The sequence below is a fragment of the Nocardioides aestuarii genome, from assembly GCF_039527245.1.
Classification (GTDB): Bacteria; Actinomycetota; Actinomycetes; order Propionibacteriales; family Nocardioidaceae; genus Nocardioides; species Nocardioides aestuarii.
On sequence record NZ_BAAAJT010000002.1, the window covers coordinates 3,018,144 to 3,040,533 of the forward strand.

At 71.4% G+C, this 22,390-nt stretch carries 22 protein-coding genes; 17 read left to right on the forward strand and 5 right to left on the reverse strand.

The window, feature by feature from the left end; genetic code table 11:
* Positions 1-5 precede the first annotated feature (5 nt).
* From purE to ABD091_RS15165, 3 genes are read left to right on the forward strand one after another with little or no spacing between them, the layout of a single operon-like run.
* A complete protein-coding gene (gene purE, locus ABD091_RS15155) occupies positions 6-518 on the forward strand; it encodes a 5-(carboxyamino)imidazole ribonucleotide mutase (RefSeq protein WP_343919907.1) in 513 nt (170 codons plus the stop codon).
* Between the two features lie 4 nt (positions 519-522).
* The gene (locus tag ABD091_RS15160; protein WP_343919909.1) at positions 523-1,665 is read left to right on the forward strand and encodes a heparan-alpha-glucosaminide N-acetyltransferase domain-containing protein; all 1,143 of its coding nucleotides are present in this window, start codon (positions 523-525) and stop codon (positions 1,663-1,665) included.
* On the forward strand, positions 1,662-2,438 hold the full coding sequence (locus ABD091_RS15165; protein WP_343919911.1) for an META domain-containing protein: 777 nt from the start codon (positions 1,662-1,664) through the stop codon (positions 2,436-2,438). The genes ABD091_RS15160 and ABD091_RS15165 overlap by 4 nt, the downstream gene beginning before the upstream one ends.
* A gap of 94 nt (positions 2,439-2,532) precedes the next feature.
* Here the strand turns inward: ABD091_RS15165 and arfB are convergent, their stop codons facing one another.
* Both arfB and ABD091_RS15175 read right to left on the reverse strand, forming a co-directional pair.
* Positions 2,533-2,943 carry an alternative ribosome rescue aminoacyl-tRNA hydrolase ArfB gene (arfB, locus tag ABD091_RS15170; RefSeq protein ID WP_343919913.1) on the reverse strand — a complete coding sequence of 137 codons (411 nt, stop codon included), beginning with the start codon at positions 2,941-2,943 and terminating at the stop codon, positions 2,533-2,535.
* Entirely contained in the window at positions 2,936-3,352 is a 417-nt protein-coding gene (locus ABD091_RS15175) for a CoA-binding protein (RefSeq protein ID WP_343919915.1), read from the reverse strand. The genes arfB and ABD091_RS15175 overlap by 8 nt, the downstream gene beginning before the upstream one ends.
* Before the next feature lie 158 nt (positions 3,353-3,510).
* Between ABD091_RS15175 and ABD091_RS15180 the strand changes: the two genes are divergently transcribed.
* Entirely contained in the window at positions 3,511-4,389 is an 879-nt protein-coding gene (locus ABD091_RS15180; protein WP_343919917.1) for an Ig-like domain-containing protein, read from the forward strand.
* Positions 4,390-4,488: 99 nt separating this feature from the next.
* A complete protein-coding gene (locus ABD091_RS15185) occupies positions 4,489-5,661 on the forward strand; it encodes an acyl-CoA dehydrogenase family protein (RefSeq protein WP_343919919.1) in 1,173 nt (390 codons plus the stop codon).
* Between the two features lie 6 nt (positions 5,662-5,667).
* On the opposite strand, the gene ABD091_RS15190 is transcribed toward ABD091_RS15185, so the two are convergent.
* Both ABD091_RS15190 and ABD091_RS15195 read right to left on the reverse strand, forming a co-directional pair.
* Positions 5,668-6,012 (reverse strand): hypothetical protein, encoded by a 345-nt coding sequence (locus ABD091_RS15190; protein ID WP_343919921.1) that lies wholly within the window; start codon positions 6,010-6,012, stop codon positions 5,668-5,670.
* Entirely contained in the window at positions 6,009-6,386 is a 378-nt protein-coding gene (locus tag ABD091_RS15195; RefSeq protein WP_343919923.1) for a ClpX C4-type zinc finger protein, read from the reverse strand. Before ABD091_RS15195 ends, ABD091_RS15190 begins: the two co-directional genes overlap by 4 nt.
* Positions 6,387-6,545: 159 nt before the next feature.
* On the opposite strand from ABD091_RS15195, the gene ABD091_RS15200 reads away from it, so the two are divergent.
* From ABD091_RS15200 to paaK, 3 genes are read left to right on the forward strand one after another with little or no spacing between them, the layout of a single operon-like run.
* Positions 6,546-7,721 carry a cysteine--tRNA ligase gene (locus ABD091_RS15200; protein WP_343919925.1) on the forward strand — a complete coding sequence of 392 codons (1,176 nt, stop codon included), beginning with the start codon at positions 6,546-6,548 and terminating at the stop codon, positions 7,719-7,721.
* Positions 7,718-8,173, forward strand: coding sequence for a hydroxyphenylacetyl-CoA thioesterase PaaI (gene paaI, locus ABD091_RS15205; protein ID WP_343919927.1), 456 nt, complete (start codon positions 7,718-7,720; stop codon positions 8,171-8,173). Before ABD091_RS15200 ends, paaI begins: the two co-directional genes overlap by 4 nt.
* Positions 8,151-9,422, forward strand: coding sequence for a phenylacetate--CoA ligase PaaK (gene paaK / locus ABD091_RS15210; protein WP_343919929.1), 1,272 nt, complete (start codon positions 8,151-8,153; stop codon positions 9,420-9,422). The genes paaI and paaK overlap by 23 nt, the downstream gene beginning before the upstream one ends.
* Before the next feature lie 7 nt (positions 9,423-9,429).
* Here the strand turns inward: paaK and ABD091_RS15215 are convergent, their stop codons facing one another.
* Positions 9,430-10,587: an LCP family protein gene (locus ABD091_RS15215; RefSeq protein WP_343919931.1), complete on the reverse strand. Its 1,158-nt coding sequence runs from the start codon at positions 10,585-10,587 to the stop codon at positions 9,430-9,432.
* 171 nt (positions 10,588-10,758) lie between these two features.
* Here ABD091_RS15215 and ABD091_RS15220 point away from each other — a divergent pair, with 171 nt between their 5' ends.
* The 9 genes from ABD091_RS15220 to ABD091_RS15260 all read left to right on the forward strand — a co-directional run bounded on the left by ABD091_RS15220 (position 10,759) and on the right by ABD091_RS15260 (position 22,384).
* Complete coding sequence (locus ABD091_RS15220) at positions 10,759-12,213, forward strand: LCP family protein (RefSeq protein ID WP_343919933.1); 1,455 nt, start codon at positions 10,759-10,761, stop codon at positions 12,211-12,213.
* Between the two features lie 24 nt (positions 12,214-12,237).
* Positions 12,238-13,167: a glycosyltransferase gene (locus tag ABD091_RS15225; RefSeq protein WP_343919935.1), complete on the forward strand. Its 930-nt coding sequence runs from the start codon at positions 12,238-12,240 to the stop codon at positions 13,165-13,167.
* Positions 13,164-14,081 (forward strand): glycosyltransferase family 2 protein, encoded by a 918-nt coding sequence (locus ABD091_RS15230; RefSeq protein WP_343919937.1) that lies wholly within the window; start codon positions 13,164-13,166, stop codon positions 14,079-14,081. Before ABD091_RS15225 ends, ABD091_RS15230 begins: the two co-directional genes overlap by 4 nt.
* A gap of 43 nt (positions 14,082-14,124) precedes the next feature.
* The gene (glf, locus tag ABD091_RS15235; protein ID WP_343919939.1) at positions 14,125-15,306 is read left to right on the forward strand and encodes a UDP-galactopyranose mutase; all 1,182 of its coding nucleotides are present in this window, start codon (positions 14,125-14,127) and stop codon (positions 15,304-15,306) included.
* Positions 15,303-17,375: a glycosyltransferase gene (locus ABD091_RS15240; RefSeq protein WP_343919941.1), complete on the forward strand. Its 2,073-nt coding sequence runs from the start codon at positions 15,303-15,305 to the stop codon at positions 17,373-17,375. The genes glf and ABD091_RS15240 overlap by 4 nt, the downstream gene beginning before the upstream one ends.
* The gene (locus ABD091_RS15245) at positions 17,365-18,285 is read left to right on the forward strand and encodes an ABC transporter permease (protein ID WP_343919943.1); all 921 of its coding nucleotides are present in this window, start codon (positions 17,365-17,367) and stop codon (positions 18,283-18,285) included. The genes ABD091_RS15240 and ABD091_RS15245 overlap by 11 nt, the downstream gene beginning before the upstream one ends.
* 1 nt (position 18,286) lies before the next feature.
* Positions 18,287-19,054, forward strand: a complete 768-nt coding sequence (locus ABD091_RS15250; protein ID WP_343919946.1) for an ABC transporter ATP-binding protein — start codon at positions 18,287-18,289, stop codon at positions 19,052-19,054.
* 72 nt (positions 19,055-19,126) lie between these two features.
* Positions 19,127-19,387, forward strand: coding sequence for a hypothetical protein (locus ABD091_RS15255; protein ID WP_343919948.1), 261 nt, complete (start codon positions 19,127-19,129; stop codon positions 19,385-19,387).
* Between the two features lie 177 nt (positions 19,388-19,564).
* Positions 19,565-22,384 (forward strand): FG-GAP-like repeat-containing protein, encoded by a 2,820-nt coding sequence (locus ABD091_RS15260; protein ID WP_343919950.1) that lies wholly within the window; start codon positions 19,565-19,567, stop codon positions 22,382-22,384.
* Positions 22,385-22,390: the final 6 nt, after the last annotated feature.

Genomic DNA, 22,390 nt, shown 5'->3' on the forward strand with positions numbered 1-22,390 from the left:
TGGTCATGACTGACAGCCCACGTGTCGGGATCGTGATGGGTTCCGACTCCGACTGGCCCGTGATGGAGGCCGCCGCGACCGCGCTCGGGGAGTTCGACGTCGCCCACGAGGCCGACGTCGTCTCGGCGCACCGGATGCCCGACGAGATGCTCGCCTACGGCCGGGAGGCCGCCGGGCGGGGGATCTCGGTGATCATCGCCGGCGCCGGGGGAGCGGCCCACCTGCCCGGGATGCTGGCGGCCGTCACGCCGCTCCCCGTCATCGGGGTTCCGGTCCCGCTCAAGCACCTCGACGGGATGGACTCGCTGCTCTCGATCGTGCAGATGCCGGCGGGCGTCCCGGTCGCCACGGTCGCGGTCGGCAACGCCCGCAACGCCGGGCTGCTCGCCGTCCGCATCCTCGCTGCGACCGACCCGGCGCTGCAGCAGCGCATGGTCGACTTCCAGGCCGAGCTGAGGGAGTCGGCCCGGGTCAAGGGGGCCGTGGTCCGCGGCGAGCAGCGCCGCGTCGGCTTCTGAGGGCGTGGCCACCCGGGCGCGCCTCGTCGGGCTCGACGTCGCGCGCGCCCTCGCCCTGCTCGGCATGGTGGCCACCCACCTGCTCCTCGAGATCGGTCCCGACGGCGAGCAGACCTGGCCCCACGACCTCGCCGGCGGCCGCGCCTCCGCCCTCTTCGCGGTGCTGGCCGGGGTCACCCTCGCCTTCCTGACCGGTGGCCGTACGCCGCTGCGCGGCCGCGACCGCTGGCTGGCCTCGCTCGGCGTCGTCGGGCGGGCGGTGGTCATCGGACTCGTGGGGCTCTGGCTCGGCGGCTACGAGACCGGGCTGGCGATCATCCTGACCTACTACGCGGTGCTGTTCGTGCTCGGGCTCGCCTTTGTCGGGCTGCGCGCTCGGGCGCTGGCGCTGCTCGCGGCGGGCTGGGCCCTCGTGGTCCCGGTGCTGTCCCACCTGCTGCGGCCCGAGCTGCCCGAGCGGGGCTTCTCCTCACCCGCGTTCGACCAGCTGGCCGAGCCGGTGCGGCTGCTCTCCGAGCTGCTGTTCACGGGCTACTACCCGGCCGTGCCGTGGCTGGCCTGCCTGCTCGCCGGGATGGCGATCGGCCGGTCCGACCTCACGCGGCGGTCGCTCCAGGTGGCCTGGCTGGTCGGAGGCGCCGCGCTGGCCCTGGGCACGGCGGCGCTCTCGGGGCTCCTGGTGTCCTCGCGCTTCCCGGAGCGGGAGCTCGACGAGGCGGCGCTCGGCTATCCCGGGACCACCCCCACCGACCGCTGGGACCGGCTGCTGCTCGACGCGCCCCACTCCGCCACGCCGTTCGACCTGGCGGTCACGATCGGCAGCGCCCTCGCCGTCATCGGCGGGTGCCTGCTCGTGGTGGGCCTGCTCCCGCCCTTCGCGGAGCGGGCGGTCGCGATCGTCTTCGGTGCCGGCACGATGACGCTCACGCTCTACACCCTCCACGCGCTGCTGCGCGCCGACGTGTGGCCCTCCGACAGTCCCGACGCCTTCCGCAACCACGTCCTCACGCTCGCGCTGGTGGGGGCCTTCTTCGCCGGCTTCCGCTGGCGCGGGCCGCTGGAGCTCGTCGCCGGCCTGCCGACGCGCCTGCTGCGCCGTCGAGAGGCCCGGAACCGTCAGGAGCCGGCACCCGTCCGACGACCATGAGGCTGCTGCTCCCCGCACTGGTGCTGCTGCTCGCGGGCTGCGGCAGCGAGCAGCCGCCCGACGACTTCCCGCCCTCGGCCGGCCTCCCTTCCGGGGACTACGTCGCGACCGTGCTCCCCACCCCGTTCGCCCTGGGAGACGAGGTCCAACTGACGCTCGACGGGACGCAGCTGACGGTCCGGGGGACCTGCAACACGCTCTCCGGCGACGTCGAGCTGGACGCCGAGGGCGTGCTCACCGTCGACTCGGTCGGCGGGACCGAGATGGGCTGCCCCGGGAACGGGTTCGAGCAGGACGACTGGCTGGTCGACTTCCTCACCTCCCGACCGGTGCTGGAGACCCTCGATGCCGGCTTCTCGCTGAGGTCGGGGGACACGACGGTGCAGTTCCTCCCGCCCGACGCCTCGCCCGCGGTCGACGACGCTCCGCTCGAGGGCACCCGATGGCGGCTGACCGGCGTCGAGGAGCGCGACGGCGACGCGGTCGGCATGACGGCCGTGCCCCGGCGGACCCGCGCGTGGCTGCGGATCGAGGACGGCGACGTCCGGTTCGACACCGGGTGCAACTCCGGCGGCGGCCCGGTGACGGTCGGGGTCGACCGGCTGCGGTTCGGCCAGGTCGCGATCACGCTCGTCGGCTGCCTCGGCGACGGCGCGCGCCTCGAGGCTCCCCAGGTCGACGTGCTCATGCACCGGTCGGCGATGTGGACCGTCGACGGCGACCAGCTCCGCCTCAGCCGCGGCCCGACGACCTTGCTCTACACCGCCGAGTGACCCGCCGGGACTCGTGCTCGTGGAGCGGTAGTCCGGTTGATGTGTGCTCGTACTCGGGCTGATCCCGACACATATCGACCGGACTACCGCAGCGTCAGTCCCGCACCCGTCCGCGCAACGCCTTGGTCTGTCCGCGCCGCTTCTTGGCCTCCATGCGGCGCCGGCGGGAGGCCTTGGACGGCTTCGTCGGCACCCGCGGGGGCGGCGGGGGAGCCAGGGCCTCGCGGACGGCCGCGGCGAGCCGCTCGCGGGCGGCGGCCCGGTTGCGGTGCTGGGAGCGGTGCTCCGAGGCGACCACGGTCACCAGGCCGACCCGGACCCGCTCCCGCTCGGTGAGCACGGAGGAGCTGGTCCCGTCGAAGACGAGCTCGACCCGGGTGTCGGTCGTGTTGGCGTGCTGCCCGCCGGGGCCGGAGGACCGGCTGAACCGCTCGAGGAGCTCGGCGGCCGGGATCAGCAGGCCCTCGGGCAGGCCCGGCCCGGGCGGCACCCGCAGGTCAGGCACCGAGCCGGCTCCACTCGATCGCCGGGCAGGTGTCCATGACCATCGCGACACCCGCGCGCGTCGTACGCCGGAACGCGGCCTCGTCGACGACGCCGAGCTGGAACCACACGCCGGCGGCGCCGGTCGCCACCGCCTGGTCGGCGAACTCGCCGGCCGCCTCGGACCGGCGGAAGACGTCGACCACGTCGACCGGGAACGGGATGTCCGCCAGCGAGGCGTAGCCCTGCTCGCCGAGGACGGTCGGCGCGGCGGGGTGGACCGGCACGATCCGCTTGCCACGCCGCTGCAGCAGCTCGGCGATCCGGTAGGCCGTCCGGTCGGGGTTGCCCGACAGCCCGACCACGGCCCAGACGGGCTGGTCGAGCAGGAACCGGACGGTGTCGGGGGCGTACCAGGCGGGGTCGGTCACGGGTCCATGATGACGCGGCCCGGGTTGTTGACGAATTGAGGACGCGAAGTGCTCCCGCTGCATGTTTCCAGCAGGTAACATCCCCGCGACCGCCCAGGGAGGGACGGTCGTCGACACCTAGGCACGGCCTGGTGTCCTGCTGCTCGGAGGGAGCACCCATGAAGTTCACCACCCCTGCCCGCCGCGTCCTCGCGGCCGGCGCCGTGTCGGCCCTCGCGGCCGGCGCACTGGTCACCACGACCGCCACCACCGCGAACGCTGCCCCCGGCAGCAACGTCTACTCCTGCACCACCTCGGCCGGCCCGCAGAACGTGACCGTCGACGTCGACGTGCCGCTCATCGGCGCCGTCACGCAGCTCGACGCCGGCCAGCCGGTCGACCCGGCGGTGCTGCCGGTGACGATCGAGGCCAACCTGACGTTCACCATCTCCAACAACTTCAAGCTGCTCCTCGGCTCGCTCGGCGTGCAGGAGATGGAGGTCCCCGCGTACGGCGGTGACTTCGGCAACTCCAAGATCCCGGTCGAGGCCTTCGCGGCGAGCGTCACCGACATGACGCAGAACGAGGACACCACCTGGTCGGTCGACGTCACGACCCCGGTCATCGCGTTCAAGGCTCCCGCGGCCGGCACCGCCGTCCCGGTGCAGACCCCGAAGAAGTTCGGCATCGTCGCGCAGATCGGCGGTGAGCCGGCCGACGTGACCTGCACCCGCAGCGACGCCGCCGACGTGCTGACCACGATCGACGTCGTCAAGACCGCCTCGACCACCACCGGCAAGTCGGCCAAGAGGTCGTTCGCCAAGGGCACCAACGCCAAGGTCAACGTGACCGTCGCCGGCGCCTACAAGAAGCCCTCGGGCCAGGTCATCCTCAAGAAGGGCACCAAGACCCTCGACAAGGGCAAGCTCCGCAAGGGCAAGGCCGTGCTGTCCACCAAGGCGCTCAAGGTCGGCAAGAACAAGCTGACCGTGATCTACAAGGGCGACGGCTACTACACCGGCAGCAAGGACGCCGTGACCGTCAAGGTCACCCGCTGACCTCGTCGCCACCGCTCTCCTGAGCAGCACGACCGGCCGGTCTCCCCGCGGGGAGACCGGCCGGTCCGCGTCTTACTACCCGCGAGTAGGATCCCGCCCATGAGTGAGTTCCCCCTCTACGCGCTGTCCGAGGAGCACCAGGCGATCCGTGAGGCCGTCCGCGACGTGTGCGACGCCAAGGTCGCGCCGTACGCCGCGGCCGTCGACGAGGAGGCGCGCTACCCCCGGGAGGCGGCCGAGGCGCTCCAGGCGTCCGACTTCCACGCCCCGCACGTGCCGGAGGAGTATGGCGGTGCGGGTGCGGACGCGCTCGCGACGTGCCTGGTGATCGAGGAGGTCGCGCGGGCGTGCGTGTCCTCGAGCCTGATCCCGGCGGTCAACAAGCTCGGGTCGCTCCCGGTGCAGATCGCCGGGTCGGAGGAGCTGAAGAAGACCTACCTGACCAAGCTCGCCGCCGGCGAGGGCGGCTTCTCCTACTGCCTCTCCGAGCCCGACGCCGGGTCCGACGCCGGCGGGATGAAGACCCGCGCGGTCCGCGACGGTGACGACTGGGTCCTCGACGGCGTGAAGCGGTGGATCACCAACGCCGAGGAGTCGGAGTACTACACCGTGATGGCGGTGACCGACCCGGAGCAGGGCACCCGTGGCGGGATCACGGCGTTCGTGGTCGAGAAGTCCGACGAGGGCGTCTCCTTCGGGGCGCCGGAGAAGAAGCTCGGCATCAAGGGCAGCCCCACCAAGGAGGTCTACCTCGACAAGGTCCGGGTCCCCGACAGCCGGCGGATCGGTGATGTCGGGGAGGGCTTCTCGATCGCGATGCGGACCCTGGACCACACCCGCGTCACGATCGCCGCGCAGGCCGTCGGTGTCGCCCAGGGTGCGCTGGACTACGCGCTGGACTACGCGCAGGAGCGGCAGCAGTTCGGCAAGAACATCGCGGAGTTCCAGGGGCTGCAGTTCATGCTCGCCGACATGGGCATGAAGGTCGAGGCCGCCCGCCAGATCACCTACGCCGCCGCCGGCCGCTCCGAGCGCGGCGACGCCGACCTGACCTTCTTCGGCGCCGCAGCGAAGTGCTTCGCCTCCGACGCCGCCATGGAGGTCACCACCAACGCGGTGCAGATCCTCGGCGGCTACGGCTACACCCGCGACTACCCCGTCGAGCGGATGATGCGCGACGCCAAGATCACCCAGATCTACGAGGGCACCAACCAGGTCCAGCGCATCGTCATGGCCCGCCAGCTCCTCGCCGGCATCCAGTCCAAGATCTGACGCCGCTCAGCCGAGGACCAGCCAGAGGCCGACCACCGTCGGCGTGAGCCCGAGCAGCAGCCAGGGCGACAGCAACGACCGGCGGTGGATGGCGAGGGCGGACGCGACGCCCATGACGCCGCTGGCGCCCGCCAGCAGGCAGAGACCGACGCGGGCGCCCGGCCGCGGGTCGTCGAGGAAGACGGCGGCGAGGACGAGGCCGGCAGCGAAGTGGGCGATGGTCGTGACCGCGAGCGCCGACATGACCCAGCGCTGCACGCGGGTGAGGCTGCGCTCGGCCGCGACCGCGGACGCCGTACGCCGGGGCGCGGCGGGGTCGATCAGGTGCCGGCGCCGCTCGGGGGTGCTCATCCGGCCGCGTTGCTCGAGATCCGCTTGGAGAACCGCTCCCACGCCGCCTGGCGCGTGACGCCGAGCGCCTGGCCGATCGCGGTCCAGGACTCGCCGCGGTCGCGGATCAGCGAGACCCACTCGGCGGCGAAGCGGTCGACCTGGTCGGAGGTGCGCATGATCTTCGGCAGCTGGCTGAGCAGCTCGGCGTTCGACATCGCCTCCCACGGCGGGTCGGACGACTCCGGAGGAGACGCCGGTGGTGCGACCAGTGCGTGGAAGCGCTCCACGCACGGGACGCAGATCATCGCGCCGATGCCCCCGACGAGCCTCCGCTCGCTCGAACCGTGCTCGCCGCAGAAGGAGCACATCCATGTGCCCACGTCGTAGTCCACCCCATGGTCCCTTCACCCCCCGATCCAGGATCCCGCGCCCCGAGGCCCGGGAGTGGTCTCGGATGAGAGACCAGCCGGTGATCATTCAACCAGACAGGTGAGCGCGTGAACGAATGTCCACCGAAATCGCCCCGGTGGTCGTCGGGCATGATCGGGTCCATGGTGGCGACGACTCCTTCCTCCGGACCCGATCCGCGCACCCCGGCCCGCTACCCGTGGCACCCGCCCGGCGCCCGCGCGGCCCACCTCGTGCTCGACCGGGTGCCGCTGCCCCTCGCCGGCGCGGCCCGGATCTACACCTGCGGCATCACGCCCTACGACGTCACCCACCTCGGCCACGCCGCCACCTTCGTGTGGTCCGACCTGCTGGCCAGCGTCGCCCGGGCGGTCGAGGTGCCGACCGTGACCTCGCGCAACGTCACGGACGTCGACGACGTCCTGACCGCGGCCGCGGTCAGGACCCACCGCACGACCGACGACGTCGCGGTGACCCAGGAGTTCCTCTTCGACCGCGACATGCGCGACCTCGCCGTCGCGCGGCCCGACGCCGCGCCCCGCGCCCGCGCCCACGTGGTCCAGGTCGTCCAGCTCGCCGACGCCCTGCTCCGGCTCGACCGCGCCTACGAGCGCGCAGGGACCGTGTTCTTCCGGGCCCCGGCCGACCTCGACCGGGCCGGTCTCTCCGAGGAGGAGGCGCTCGCGGCGTTCGACGAGTTCGGCGATCGCGCCGACGACGGCCGCGAGGCCGCGTGGGACGTCCCGCTCTGGAAGCCCTCCGACGACGCCCAGCCGGCCTGGCCGAGCCCCTGGGGCTGGGGACGACCGGCGTGGCACGTCGAGTGCGCCGCCATGGCGATGACCGTGTTCGGCGCCAACGTCGACGTGCTCGTCGGCGGCGCCGACCTCGCCTTCCCCCACCACGCCTACCAGGCCGCGATGGTCGAGGCCGCCTCCGGCACGACCCCCTTCGCCCGCCGTCGGATGCACGTCGGCACGGTCCACGCGGACGGCGCCAAGATGGCGAAGTCGACCGGCAACCTGGTCCTGGTCCGCGACCTGCTCGCCGACCACGAGGGCGCTGCCGTCCGGCTCCTGCTCCTCGACCGCGACTGGCGAGCGCCGTGGGACTACGACGCATCGGCCCTGGCAGCGGCGGAGGACCGGCTCGCCCGGCTCCGCGCGGCGGCCGGTCGGTCCGGCGCGGACGACGGCCGCGACCGGGTGCTCGCCGCGCTGCTGGACGACCTCGACGTGCCGGCGGCCGCCTCGGTCGCGGAGGAGGTCGGTGGCGAGGGGGCGCGCACGCTGCTGTCGGTGCTGCGCCTGTCGTCGTGAGCCTGTCGCCCGAGGAGGTCGCCCGCCGCAGTGCCGAGGCGATGTGGGCCGGCGACGCGGCGAGCCAGGCGCTCGGCATGCGGATCCTCGAGGTGGGGCCCGGCCGTGCGGTGCTGTCGATGACGGTGCGCGACGACATGGTCAACGGCCACGCCATCGGCCACGGGGGCCTGACCTTCAGCCTGGCCGACAGCGCCTTCGCCTTCGCGTGCAACTCCTACAACCGCACGACCGTCGCGGCGGGTGCCGAGATCCGGTTCCGGCGCCCCGTGCGGCTCGGCGACGAGCTCGTGGCCACCGCCGTCGAACGCGCCCGCGAGGGCCGTGACGGCACCTACGACGTCACGGTCACCGTCGGCGGCGACGTCGTCGCCGAGTTCACCGGCCGCTCGAGGGAGATCGGCGGCCCGTTCTGGGAGGAGGGGCACGATGCCCGAGGAGACGACCGGTGAGGTTCCCGACCTGACCCGCGAGGAGCTCGAGGAGCTCCAGCTCGATCGGCTGCGCGACACGCTGCGCCGGGCCGCCGGCGTACCCCACTACGCCGCCGCGTTCCGCGCGGCCGGGGTGTCGCCCGACGACGTGACGTCGCTGGCCGATCTGGCCCGCTTCCCCTTCACCACCAAGGCCGACCTGCGGGCCAACTACCCCTTCGGCATGTTCGCGGTGCCGCGGGAGCAGGTCGCCCGGATCCACGCCTCCAGCGGTACGACGGGCAAGCCCACCGTGGTCGGCTACACCGCCGCGGACGTCGACACGTGGGCGGAGCTGATGGCCCGCTCGATCCGGGCGGCCGGGGGTCGCCCCGGCGACCTCGTCCACGTCGCCTACGGCTACGGGTTGTTCACCGGCGGCCTCGGCGCGCACTACGGAGCCGAGCGACTCGGTTGCACCGTGGTCCCCGTCAGCGGGGGCATGACCGAGCGCCAGGTGCAGCTGATCGCCGACTTCGGCCCGCGGGTGATCATGGTGACGCCGTCCTACTTCCTCGCACTGCTCGACGAGATGGAGGCGCAGGGGTTCGACCCGCGCAGCTCCAGCCTCGAGGTCGGCATCTTCGGCGCCGAGCCGTGGACCGACGAGATGCGACGCACCGTCGAGGAGCGCTCCGGCATCCGGGCCGTGGACATCTACGGCCTCTCGGAGGTCATGGGTCCCGGCGTCAGCCAGGAGGCGGGGGAGACCCAGGACGGGCTCCACGTCTGGGAGGACCACTTCCTGCCCGAGGTGGTCGACCCCGTCACGCTCGAGCCGCTCCCGGACGGCGAGGAGGGCGAGCTGGTGTTCACGAGCCTCACCAAGCAGGCGATGCCGGTCGTCCGCTACCGCACCCGCGACCTGACCCGGCTGCTCCCGGGCACGGCCTACCCGGCGTTCCGCCGGATGGCCAAGGTCACCGGCCGGACCGACGACCTGATGATCGTCCGCGGCGTCAACGTCTTCCCGAGCCAGGTCGAGGAGCAGATCCTCGCCGTCGAGGGCCTCTCGCCCCACTACCTGTGCGTGCTCACCCGTCCCGGCAACCTCGATGAGCTCACCGTGCGCGTCGAGGCGGCCGGCACGCCTGATCCCGTGCTCGGCGAGACCCTGGCCACCCGCATCAAGAACCGGATCGGGGTGACGGCACGCGTGGACGTGCTCGCACCGGGGTCGCTGGAGCGTTCGTTGGGCAAGGCCAGGCGGATCAGCGACCAGCGCTGAGTCCGGCCTACTTCGCGAACCCGGTCGGGGTGCAGAGGCTCTTCGGGATGCTCGCGGTGTCGTCGGTCCGGATGTAGTCGAACATCTGCTCCGACCGCTCCTGGTCCCAGTTGACCGCGAAGTCGGCGATGGGGACGCCGCAGGTCAGGCCGTTCTCGCCGTTGACGCGGGTCATCGCGATCGCCCAGCGGGCCATGGCGAACGGCGAGGTGCCCTCGCTCACCCGGACGGCGCGGGCGCCTGCCATGTTGAGCGCCCAGTAGCGGAACGGGTTGATCACCGACCACGGGGAGACGGCCTCACGGCCGATCGCGGAGACCACCTCGCGCTGGTTGGCGGCGCGGTCGAGGTCGCCGTTCTCGAAGGCGTGTCGCGACCGGGCGTAGCCCAGGGCGGTCGGGCCGTCGACCTCCTGGCAGCCCTTCTCGATGTCGATCTTCGCCAGCTTGTCCTGGACGGCCTGCTTCGGGCACACCTCGATGCCGCCGACGGCGTCGACGAGATCGACGAAGCCGCCGAACCCGACCTCGACGAAGTCGTCGACCGCGATGCCGGTCTCGTTCTCGATCGTCTTCACCAGCAGCTTCGGGCCGCCGTAGGCGTAGGCGGCGTTGATCTTGGTGGTGCCGTAGCCGGGGATCTCGACCAGCGAGTCGCGCGGGATCGACATCAGCAGGTTGGGGCCCGAGCCGGTGTGGAGCAGCATGATGGTGTCGGTGCGCTGGCCGGAGGCGTCGCCGGTGCCGAACTGCTTGCGCTCCTCCGCCGTGAGGTCGCCGCGGGAGTCGGAGCCCACCATGAGGTAGGTCGTGCCGGGCTGGTCGTCGAGGCGGCCGTTGGACGGGAAGGCGTTGACCTTGTCGACCTTCGACCACGCGAAGAGCGGCACCAGGACCAGGAACAGCACCCACACCAGGAGCAGCGCGAGGATCGCCTTGCCCCAGGGGAAGGAGCGCTTCGGCTTGTCCGACGCGGGGCCGGCCGGCCGCGGTCGGGCGGGCGGCGGCGACTGCGGCGGCTGCGGTTGCTGGCCGCGGGAGTCGCGGCTCGCGGCGGGCATCACCCGCGTCGCGTCGTCGGCGGGCTGCTGGCCCTTCGAGCCGTAGAGCCAGTCGTACTCCGGGGTCCCCTTCTCGGGTCCACCACCCTGCGGACGGTCAGCCATGGCGGAGAAACTACCGTGCCCGCCTGTGACCTCGACGCCGATCCCTCCGACCCGGGTGTGGCCGGGACGGGCCCGGCGCGCCTGCACGCCGTGACGCGTGTGGCTGGTGATACTGACCGGGCACTCCTTCTTGAGGCTTCCTTCCCCGAGCACCGAGAGGCACCACCTGCCATGCCCGGCCCTTCCCCAGCACCCACCTCCGGGACCTCGCCCCGGCGCGACGCCAACGAGCGCGCCGCCCGCGTGCGCTTCCGTCGCGCGATCGCCCTGATGCTGATGACCCTGGTGCTGCCGGGGTCCGCCCAGCTCGTCGCCGGCAACCGCGACGTCGGCCGGGCGGCGATGCGGGTCTGGGCCGGGCTGCTGCTGACCGTGCTGGTGACGGTCGTCGTGTCGCTGGTCGACCACCGGGTCGCCCTCGAGCTGGCCTCCAACACCCTCGTCCTCGGACTGCTCCGCTTCGGGCTGATCGCGGTCGCGCTCGGCTGGGCCTACCTCTTCGTCGACGCCTGGCGCATCGGTCACCCGCTCACGCTGTCGATGCAGCACCGGCGCGCGGTGGTCGGGGTCAACGGGGCCCTCTGCTTCTCGGTCGCCGGCGCGCTGCTCTTCGGCTCCCACCTCGTCGCGGTCCAGCGCGACCTGATCCAGACCATGTTCGGCGACGGAGAGGCCGTCGGCGCGACCCACGGGCGCTTCAACGTCGCACTGTTCGGCGGTGACGCCGGTGCCGGCCGCTGGGGGCTGCGGCCCGACTCGATGACCATCGCCAGCATCGACGCCGTCACCGGCAAGACGGTGCTGATCAGCCTGCCCCGCAACATGACCAACTTCCCCTTCCGGGAGGGATCGGTCATGGACGAGCAGTTCCCGGACGGCTTCAGCGAGGACTACCTCAACGGGGTCAGCACCTGGGCCCTCGACCACCCCGACCTCTTCAAGCACTCCGACAACCCCGGCATCGACGCCACCATCCAGGGGATGGAGGGCATCACGGGGCTGGAGATCAACTACTGGGCGATGGTCAACCTCGAGGGCTTCAAGGACCTCGTCGACGCCTTCGGCGGCGTGACGCTCAACGTCCGGGACCAGATCCCCGTGGGCCTGCCCAGCGACTCCTACTTCCGCTACATCGAGCCGGGTGTCCAGGAGCTCGACGGCCAGGAGACGCTCTGGTTCGCCCGGGCGCGCTACGGGTCCGATGACTACTCGCGCATGGCGCGGCAGAAGTGCGTCATGGCGGCGATGCTCCAGCAGGTCAGCCCACAGCAGGCGCTGGCCAACTTCGAGGACATCGCCGCGGCCGGGGCCTCGATGGTCTCGACCAGCATCCCCGGGTCCGAGGTCGGCCGCTTCGTCGACCTCGCCCTCAAGGCCCGGTCGCAGAAGATCTCGACGGTCTCCCTCGTCCCGCCCCTGGTCAACACCGCGGAGCCGGACATCGCGGAGATCCAGGAGATGGTCGCCACGGGCATCGACCGGTCCGAGGGCGACGCTCCGCCGGCGGACCCGACGAAGAAGCGCAAGAAGAAGCAGGCCGGGGCCTCGACCACGGGCGGCTCGATCGGCAGCATGGCCGACGGCTACGCCGCCAACCAGTCGGGCGACCTCGCTGCCTCGTGCTGATGCTCTCGTGGGAGGGTGTCCGGCGTGACCGAGCAGAACCAGCAGCGACCTCGCGTGGTCGCCGCCGTGGTCACCTACAACCGCCTCGAGCTCGTACGCCGCCTCGTGACGCGGCTGCGTGAGGTCCCGTCCGTCGACGAGGTCGTGGTGGTCGACAACGCCTCCACCGACGGGACGGGGGAGTGGCTCCGCGGGCTCGACGACCCGGCGGTGCTCGCCGTCACCCTCCCGGACAACCGCGGCGGGGCCGGCGGGTTCCACGAGGGGTTGCGACGCGCCGTCGAGGAGCGAGACGCCGACCTCGTGTGGCTCATGGACGACGACGGGATGCCCGACCCCGACTGCCTCGACCTGCTGCTGGCCCACCGGGGCGAGCTGGACTTCTGGGGCCCGGTCGTCGTCGACGAGGCCGATCCCGACCGCCTGGTGTTCCCGATCCGGCTCCCCGGGGGGACCCGCGTGGTGCACGACCGCTCCTCCGTCGAGCGCGCGGCGCGGGACGGGCTGGTCCGCGACGTGGTGATCCCGTTCAACGGGGTCCTCGTCACCCGCGAGCTGGCGCGCGAGATCGGCTATCCCCGTGAGGAGTTCTTCATCTGGGGGGACGACCACGAGTACAGGCTGCGGGCGGAACGGGCCGGCGCGCGGATCGCCACCGTGGCCGACGCGTCTGTCCGGCACCCGAGCGTGGGAGAGCTCGGCACCCCCATGATGTTCGGACGCACGACCTACAACCACAGCCCCAGCGACCTCAAGCACTACTGCATGGCCCGCAACAACACGGTCAACCTGCGCACCTACCGGGGCTGGCCCCACGTCTTGATGTTCTGGGTCAAGACGCTCTGGTTCTACACGCTCACGCGACGCCAGCCGGGACGGCTGGCGCTCAGCGCCCGCGGCTTCGGCGCCGCCCTGCGGGGCGACTTCACCGGCCACCGGAGGTACGTCCGGTGACCGGTGCGAGCAGCGAGTCCGTGGCGGTCGTCGTCGTCACCTTCAACCGGGCCGACCTGCTGGCCGGGATGCTCGACGGACTCGCCGCCCAGACGCGGCGCCCCGACGCCGTCTACGTGATCGACAACGCCAGCAGCGACCACACCCGGGAGGTGCTCGAGCGGCACCACGGGGGAGACCTGCCCCTCCGCGTGACCCACAGCCCCGACAACCTCGGCGGCGCCGGCGGCTTCCACCTCGGGCTCCGCCAGGCCTACCTCGACGGCCACGACCGGATCTGGCTGATGGACGACGACGTCGTGCCCGCCCCCGACTGCCTCGAGGTCCTCGCCGGTCGCAGGGAGGACTGCCTCATGGCGGTCCGCGAGGACACCCACGGCCGGCTCGTGGAGAAGGCGGCGCTGCGCTTCGACCTGTCCAACCCGCTCGCGATCAAGCCCAAGACCGCGATGGTCGAGACCTCCTACGGCAGCCGGTCGGCGCTGCCGGAGCGGGTCGAGCTCGAGAACGTCGCGTTCGAGGGATTCATGGTCCACCGCCGCGTCGTCGACGAGATCGGCTTCCCCGACCCGACCTACTTCATCTTCTACGACGACGTCGACTTCGCCCTCCGCGCCCGGCGGGCCGGGTTCCGGATCTGGGGGATCCGCGACGCCGTGCTCGTGCGCCAGCTCGACTTCGACCAGCAGCACGACCTGGGGTCCTGGAAGGGCCTCTACATGTACCGCAACCTGTTCGTCGTCCACTTCCGCTACGGCGAGAACGTGCCGGTGCGGCTCAAGCCGTGGCTGATCGCGGCCGTCGTCGTCCTGCTGAGCCCGTTGCGCGGGGGCCGGGGCGAGGCGGCCAACGTGATCCGCGCCCTACGCGCCGCCCGCGGAATGCGGCAGCACCCCTCCACATCCGTAGACTGACCCACTGCGCGACTCCCCTGAAGTGCCCCGAGAAGGAGAACACGTGTCCAATCCAGACCTCGTCGTCGTCGGAGCCGGCTTCTTCGGCCTGACCGTCGCGGAGCGGTGCGCCAACGAGCTCGGGCTGAACGTGCTCGTCCTCGACCGCCGTTCCCACATCGGGGGCAACGCCTACAGCGAGCGCGACCCCGAGACCAACGTCGAGGTGCACAAGTACGGCGCGCACCTGTTCCACACCTCCAACGAGCGGGTGTGGGACTACGTCAACCGCTTCACCTCCTTCACCGACTACAAGCACCGCGTCTTCGGGAAGTACCAGGGGCAGGTCTACTCCCTGCCGATGAACCTGGGCCTGATCAACCAGTTCTTCGGCCAGAGTCACACCCCGGACGAGGCGCGGGCGCTCATCAAGGAGCAGTCCAGCGAGATCGCCACCGAGGACGCCTCCAACCTCGAGGAGAAGGCGATCAGCCTGATCGGCCGCCCGCTCTACGAGGCGTTCATCAAGGGCTACACCGCCAAGCAGTGGCAGACCGACCCGACCCAGCTCAGCGCCGACATCATCACCCGGCTGCCGGTGCGCTACACCTTCCAGAACGGCTGGTTCAGCGACACCTACGAGGGTCTTCCGGTCGACGGCTACACCGCGTGGCTGACGAAGATGGCCGACCACCCCCACATCGAGGTCCGGCTGGAGACCGACTTCTTCGACGTCAAGGACGACTACGTCGGGAAGGTGCCGGTCGTCTACACCGGCCCGGTGGACGAGTACTTCGGCAACTCCGAGGGCCGCCTGTCCTGGCGGACGGTCGACCTCGAGGAGAGCGTCGTCGAGACCGACGACTTCCAGGGCACCGGCGTGGTCAACTACAACGACCAGGAGGTGCCCTACACCCGGATCATCGAGTTCAAGCACTTCCACCCGGAGCGGGAGAAGACCCACCTGCCGGGCAAGAGCGTGATCGTCCACGAGTACAGCCGCTTCGCCGAGGAGGGCGACGAGCCCTACTACCCGGTCAACACGGCCGAGGACCGGGCGAAGCTGCTGAAGTACCGCGACCTCGCCGCCAAGGAACCGATGGTCCTCTTCGGCGGGCGCCTCGGCACCTACAAGTACCTCGACATGCACATGGCGATCGGGTCGGCCCTGTCCATGTACGACAACAAGCTCAAGCCCCACTTCTCCGAGGGCGCCGAGCTGACCAGCGGAGGAGTCGACGCATGACCGTCACGCACGCCCAGACCAGCGAGGCCGCCGGCAGCGCCGCCCCCGGCATGGCGCGGGTGCTGCTCCAGCGCCAGATCATGCCGGCCGAGCGCGACACCGACGTCATCAAGCTCTACGTCGACCCGGACCCGGCCGCGCTCGACGCCGACAAGTACGACATCGGCCACACCCGCGCCGCGCAGGAGGCCAACGCCATCGCGCAGCGGATCCAGAACGCCGCGAAGGGCGTCAGCTCGATCCACCCCGACCAGATCGAGTCGCGCACCGCGTTCCGCGTCGCCCAGGGTGACAGCGCGTCGTTCGGCACCTACTTCAACGCCTTCCCGGCCTCCTACTGGCGCCGCCACACCATCGTCAGCAGCGTCCGGCTCACCGTGCGGCTGCGCGGCGAGGGCGCCACGGTCACCGTCTACAAGTCGATGGCCAACGGCCGCTCCCAGCGCGTCGACTCCGCCACCGTCGAGGGCGAGTCCGGCCAGTTCTCCTTCGACCTCCCGCTCAAGCCGTTCGTCGACGGCGGCTGGTACTGGTACGACGCCGTCGCGGCCGACGCCGACGCCGTGGTCGAGGCCGCCGAGTGGACCGCCGAGGTTCCCGAGGACCGGGTCCCGTCCGGCACGGTCACGATCGGCATCACGACCATGAACCGTCAGGACTTCTGCGCCAAGCTCCTCGGCCAGCTCGGCGACGCGTCCCAGCTCGAGGGCGTCCTCGACGAGGTCGTCGTGATGGAGCAGGGCAAGGACAAGGTCGTCGACTCCGAGTTCTTCCCGATCGCCGAGAAGTCGCTGGGCGACAAGCTGCGGATCATCGAGCAGGGCAACATCGGCGGCTCGGGCGGCTTCGCCCGGGCGCAGTACGAAGGCCTGAAGGCCGGCCGGTCGACCTACGTGATGATGCTCGACGACGACGTCGAGATCGAGACCGAGGGCATCCTGCGGGCCGCGACCTTCGGCGACCTCTGCCGCAAGACGACCATCGTCGGCGGCCACATGTTCTCCATCTTCCAGAAGACCCAGCTCCACTCCTTCGGCGAGAAGGTGTCGCCCTACACCTTCTGGTGGGGCTCGGCCCCCGGTGTGTTCCAGGGCTGGGACTTCGCCGAGCGCAACCTGCGCTCGACCCGCTGGCTCCACGCGCGCATCGACGTCGACTACAACGGCTGGTTCATGTGCCTGATCCCGGCGAAGGTGCTCGAGGACATCGGGCTGTCGCTGCCGATCTTCATCAAGTGGGACGACTCCGAGTACGGCCTGCGCGCGAAGGCCGCCGGCTACCCGACCGTCACCTTCCCCGGCGCGGCCGTCTGGCACGTGCCGTGGACCGACAAGAACGACGCGCTCGACTGGCAGTCCTACTTCCACGTCCGCAACCGCTTCATCGCGGCCCTGCTCCACTCGCCCTACCCGCGCGGTGGCCGGCTGGTGCGCGAGAGCCTCAACCACCAGATCAAGCACATGGTGTCGATGCAGTACTCGACCGTGGAGCTGCGCCACAAGGCGCTCGAGGACGTCCTCGCCGGCCCGGAGCGGCTCCACGAGCTGCTGCCGACCGTGCTGCCGGAGATCCGGGAGATGGTCAAGGGCTATGACGACGCCACCTACCTCACCGATCCCGAGCAGATCCCCGAGGTCAAGCGCCACAAGCTGCCGCGCAAGGGCAAGGAGGCCTCCCCGGTGATCTCGGGGCGGGCCGCCACGGTGCAGGCCCTGCTCCAGCCGCTGCGCCAGCTGCGCAAGCCGCGCGAGGGGGCCCAGGCCCACCCGGAGGCCGAGATCATGGCCCAGGACACCCGGTGGCACAAGATCGCCCGCTACGACTCCGCGATCGTCTCGCTCCCCGACCAGACCGGTGCGGCGTTCTACCGCCGCGACCGCGAGCTGTTCAAGGACCAGATGAAGCGCACCGTGGCGATCCACCGGATCCTGGCCGCCGAGTGGGACGCCCTCGCGAAGCGCTATCGCGACGCCCTGCCCCAGATCACCTCGCCCGAGGCCTGGGAGGAGACCTTCCGGCCGTGGATGGACGACGAGTCGAGCGCGGGTGGACCGTCGGATGAGCACTGACGCCGAGCGGCCGGTGGTGGTGGCGGGAGCTCCGGAGGAGGAGCTGCCGCCGCTGGTGCCGGCTGCGGCCAACAGCGGCCTGCTCGAGGTGTTCCGGCAGCGCTACCTGCTGCGACTGCTGGTCAAGAGCACGGTGCAGTCGCGCTACCAGGGCACCTTCCTGGGCTGGTTCTGGAGCTATCTCCAGCCGTTCATCCGGTTCCTGATGTTCTACTTCGTCTTCCAGGTCCTCATCGGGCGTGGCGGCAACATGGAGAACTTCGCGATCCACCTCGTGGCCGGCCTGGTCGTCGTCCACTTCTTCACCGAGACGTTCAACGGCGGCACGAAGTCGCTCGTGAGCAACCGCGGCCTGATCATCAAGCTGCCGGTGCCGCGTGAGCTGTTCCCGGTCGCGACGATGCTGGTCTCGCTCTACCACTCGGTGCCGATGGTCATCATCATGGTCGTCGCGTCCTCCATCCTCGGCTGGAGCCCCGACCCGGCCGGCCTGCTGGCGGCCCTGCTCGGCTTCGCGATCATCGCGGTGCTCGGGCTCTCGCTCGCCCTGATCTTCAGCGTCGCCAACGTCTACTTCCGCGACTTCGGCAAGGTGACCCAGACCCTGACCCAGTTCACGACCTTCAGCGTCCCGATGATCTACCCGTTCTCGATGGTCGAGGAGCGCTTCGACAAGATCCCGTGGGTCGCGGACGTCTACCTGCTCAACCCGGTGGCCGAGGCCGTGCTGCTGGTGCAGCGAGGCTTCTGGATCGGCACCAACTCCGACCCCGAGGCCGCCGCTGCGGAGCACCTGCCCCCCGACCTCTGGTCGCGCGGGGTGATCATGCTGGTGATCTGCCTGGCGCTGCTGGTCCTCGCGCAGCTGTGGTTCAGCAAGCTCGAGCGTCGAGTCCCGGAGCGCCTCTGACATGACCACCGTGATCCAGGCGGAGAGCGTCACCAAGTCGTTCTCCATGCAGTACCACCGCTCGCTGAAGCAGATCGTGCTCGCGAAGGCGCGTGGTCAGAAGACCCACGAGTACTTCAACGCCGTCGACGACGTCTCCTTCACCGTCGAGGCGGGGGAGTCGGTCGGTGTCATGGGTCTCAACGGCTCGGGCAAGTCGACGCTCCTGAAGACCATCAGCGGCGTGATGCGGCCCGACAGCGGCCAGGTCCTGACCCGCGGCCGCGTCGCCGGTCTGATCGCCACGGGCGCCGGGTTCCAGAGCCAGCTCTCCGGCCGCGACAACCTCTGGCTCAACGCCGCGATCCTCGGCATGTCCGAGGCGGAGACGAAGCGCAAGCTCGACGCGATCATCGACTTCGCCGACCTCGGCAAGTTCATCGACACCCCGGTGACCTACTACAGCTCCGGCATGAAGTCGCGGCTGGGCTTCGCCGTCGCCATCCACGTCGAGTCCGACGTCTTCATCGCCGACGAGGCGCTCGCCGTCGGTGACCGCCCCTTCAAGCGCAAGTGCAAGCAGAAGATGCGCGAGATCCGGGAGAACGGCACGACGATCTTCTTCGTCAGCCACAGCCCGGGCGCGGTCAAGCAGCTCTGCGACCGGGTCCTGGTGCTCGAGAAGGGCAAGCTCGGCTTCGACGGTGACGTCAAGGAGGGGATCCACTACCTCCACTACGACGAGGGCGAGGACGGCGACGACGACGAGGGCTTCGGCCCCGACGACTGAGTCGTGGCGAAGGGCTCACCGTCGCCCGCGTGACACGGCTCGGCGTGCTCCTGACGGCCCTGCTCGCTCTCGGTGGGTGCAGCGGGGGGTGGGCCCGAGGCGGCGCCGGCCCGCCCCGGCGCGGCGGTCGCGGACCGTGACCCCGACGTGCCGCCGTCGGGGTTCGGAGACCTGACGGCCCACGGTGGCGACGTCACCACGTTCGTCGCCCACCGCAGGGACGGCCACGGCACGCAGCTGCTCTACCTCCAGGGCGGTCTGTCGAACGGTGGGGGCGCCGGTTCGGTCTTCCGGCTGGACGTGCTCGACTTCCTCGACGACCACCTCCGCTGACGGCGCGTCACTCGAAATCCCGCGCCGCGACGCTCGGCTTGACAAACTGTCCTCACCGCGGCGTGTCGAGTGGAAATTACAGCGATGTAGTTACTCAGAACTGCTGGACGAGTCTGTGTGACTGGTGTGAATGTTGCTACTCGTGTGACCTTCCCCCACACACAGGAGTAGCCCCCCATGCGTCCGAGCAAGGCTCATTTCGTCACCTCGTGCCAGCAGCTGCTGGCGCTCGGTGTCGTCCTGGCCGCGCTCACGCCCGCCGCCACGGTGGTCAGCCTCGACGTCGTCCACACCCCCCAGGGCGACGCGACCTCCGGGCTCGGAGCTCCTGGTGAGGGACGACGTCTCACGCTCTCGGCGTACACCGCCGAGAGCCACCACCGCTCGCGCGTCCCCACGGCCCCCGTGGACGCCGAGCTGACGGAGTACCCGCTCACCGCGAGTGCCGGTGACGCCCGTTCCCCCCGGACGTCCCGCACCACCTCCGGTGAGCGGATCGGCACCACCTCGGTGCTCAGCCGGCCGGCGCCCGTCGTCGGCTACGGCGGCGTCGGCGTGACCTGGGCCCCCGACCAGGCCGCCGACGACGAGGATCTCTCCTTCACCGTCCGGACCCGGACCGACGGTGAGTGGTCGGGCTGGACGGAGCTCGAGTACCACGACGAGCACGCACCCGACCCCGACAGCCGCGAGGGCCGCCACGCACGACCCGGCACGGACGTCCTGTTCGTCGGCCACGTGGACGACGTGCAGGTACGCGCCGACGCCGACGGCTCCGCGGTGCCGAGCGGCATGTCGCTCGCCGTCGTGGGGCCCGGGAAGGCGACCCGGAGCGAGCGTGAGGCGCCCGCCATCGACACCGGAGACCTGCCCGCCGCGCGCTCGGAGGCCCCTGCCGCCGGTGTCGCGACCGTGACGCCCGAGCCGCAGATCTACTCCCGTGCCCAGTGGGGTGCCAACGAGGCGTTGCGCGACAAGGGCTCGCTGCGCTACTTCGAGGTCCACGCCGGCTTCGTCCACCACACCGTCAACGCCAACGACTACAGCCGCGACGAGGTCCCCGGCCTGCTCCGGAGCATCTACGCCTACCACACCCAGTCCCGCGGCTGGAGCGACGTCGGCTACAACTTCCTCGTCGACAGGTTCGGCCGGATCTGGGAGGGGCGCTACGGCGGCGTCGACCGCCCGGTCGTCGGTGCCCACACCCTCGGCTACAACGACTACTCCTTCGCGATGTCGGCGATCGGCAACTTCGACGTGGCCCGCCCGAGCAGCGCGATGGTGCAGGCCTACGGCGCCCTGATGGCGTGGAAGCTCTCGCTGCACGGCGTCGACGCGGCCGACCCGTCCCAGCAGGTCGGGCCGGACACGTTCCGGGCGATCAACGGCCACCGCGACGCCGGACAGACGGCCTGTCCCGGCCGCTACCTCTACGCGAAGCTCGACCGGATCCGGGAGCTCGCCGCCGGGGTCCAGGAGGACTGGGCCGGTCGCGACCTGCGCTCCGACCTCGCGGCCACACCTCACCCCGACCTCGTCGTACGACGGGCAAGCGACGGCCGGGTCCTCGTGCTCCCGACCGGCGGCCTGACCGGCCTGGGCCGACCGGTCGTCTCGACCGGCCTCGCGGCCGGCGCCGACACGGTGGTGGCCAGTCCCGACCTCACCGGCGACGGCATCGGCGACCTCCTCGTGCGGAGCGCCGACGGCAGCGCCTCGCTGCTGCCGGGCGACGGCTCCGGTGGCTACGCCGCCGCGACCCGGACCTGGACGAGCACCTTCGCGGGCCGCAGCCTGCTCACCGCGGTCGGCGACCTCGACGGCGACGGCGACCACGACCTCGTCGGTCGCGACGCCGACGGCCGGCCGGTCGCCTACCTCGGCGACGGCGCCGGAGCGCTGACCCGCCAGCGGCTCGACGGCGACTGGGCCGCCTGGACCTCGCTCACCGCGACCGGCGACGTCGACGGGGACGGCGACGCCGACCTGCTGGCCCGCGACGCCGCCGGTGCGCTGTGGCTGGTCCCCGGCACCGGGGCCGCCGGCTTCGGCACCCCCACCAAGGTCGCCGGCAGCTGGACCCGGTGGTCGAGCGTGACGGGCTTCGGCGACTTCACCCGCGACGGCCGTCCCGACCTCCTGGTCCGCGCCGCGGCCGGCTCCCCGGCGTACGTCCTGCCGGGCCGGGCCGGCACCACCTTCGGTGAGCCGCTGGGCCGGATCACGCGTCTGAAGCGGGGCTCGATCGCGGGCAGCGCGCAGTTCACGGCCGGGGCGATGCCCGACGCGGTCGTGGTGAAGGGCGACGACGTCCACACCCTCCCGAACCTCGACACCACCGAGCTGCTGCCGCCGGTGCCGGCCGGCTTCGCCGTCGGTCGTGGCGCGACGCTGCTCAACGTGGGCGACTGGGACCGGGACGGCGACGGCGACATCCTCGTCCGCACCGCCAAGGGCGGCCTGTTCCTGCGGCAGGGCAACGGGACGGGCCGGTTCCCCGACAAGGTCCGTGTCGGTCGCGGCTTCGAGGACGTGCGGCTGCTCGCGGCCGTCGGCGACGCCACGGGTGACGGCTGGCCGGACCTGATGGGCCAACCGGTGGGGGGATCGATGCGGCTCTACCCCGGCAACGGCCTGCTCGGCCTGAAGCCGAGCTACGTCGCCCACAGCGCCATCAGCGCCGCCACCCAGGTCGGCGTCGGGCGCTGGGACGGCGACGGCGCCCCCGACACGCTGCTGCGCTCCGGCGACAGCCTCGCGCTCTATCCCGGCAACGGCCCCGGCGGGCTGACGGGTCGTTCGGCGCTGGGCTTCGACGCCGCCCGCTACGACTGGGTGATCGGGGTCAGCGACCTGCGGCTGACCGGCCACGGCGACCTCGTCGTCCGTGAGAAGGACACCGGCCGTCTCTACGCGCTGACCGTCACCGCCCGGAAGGGCATCACCTCACGCCGCCTGCTCGGGCAGGGGATGGAGGCCTACGACCGGGCCGGGTGAGGGCCG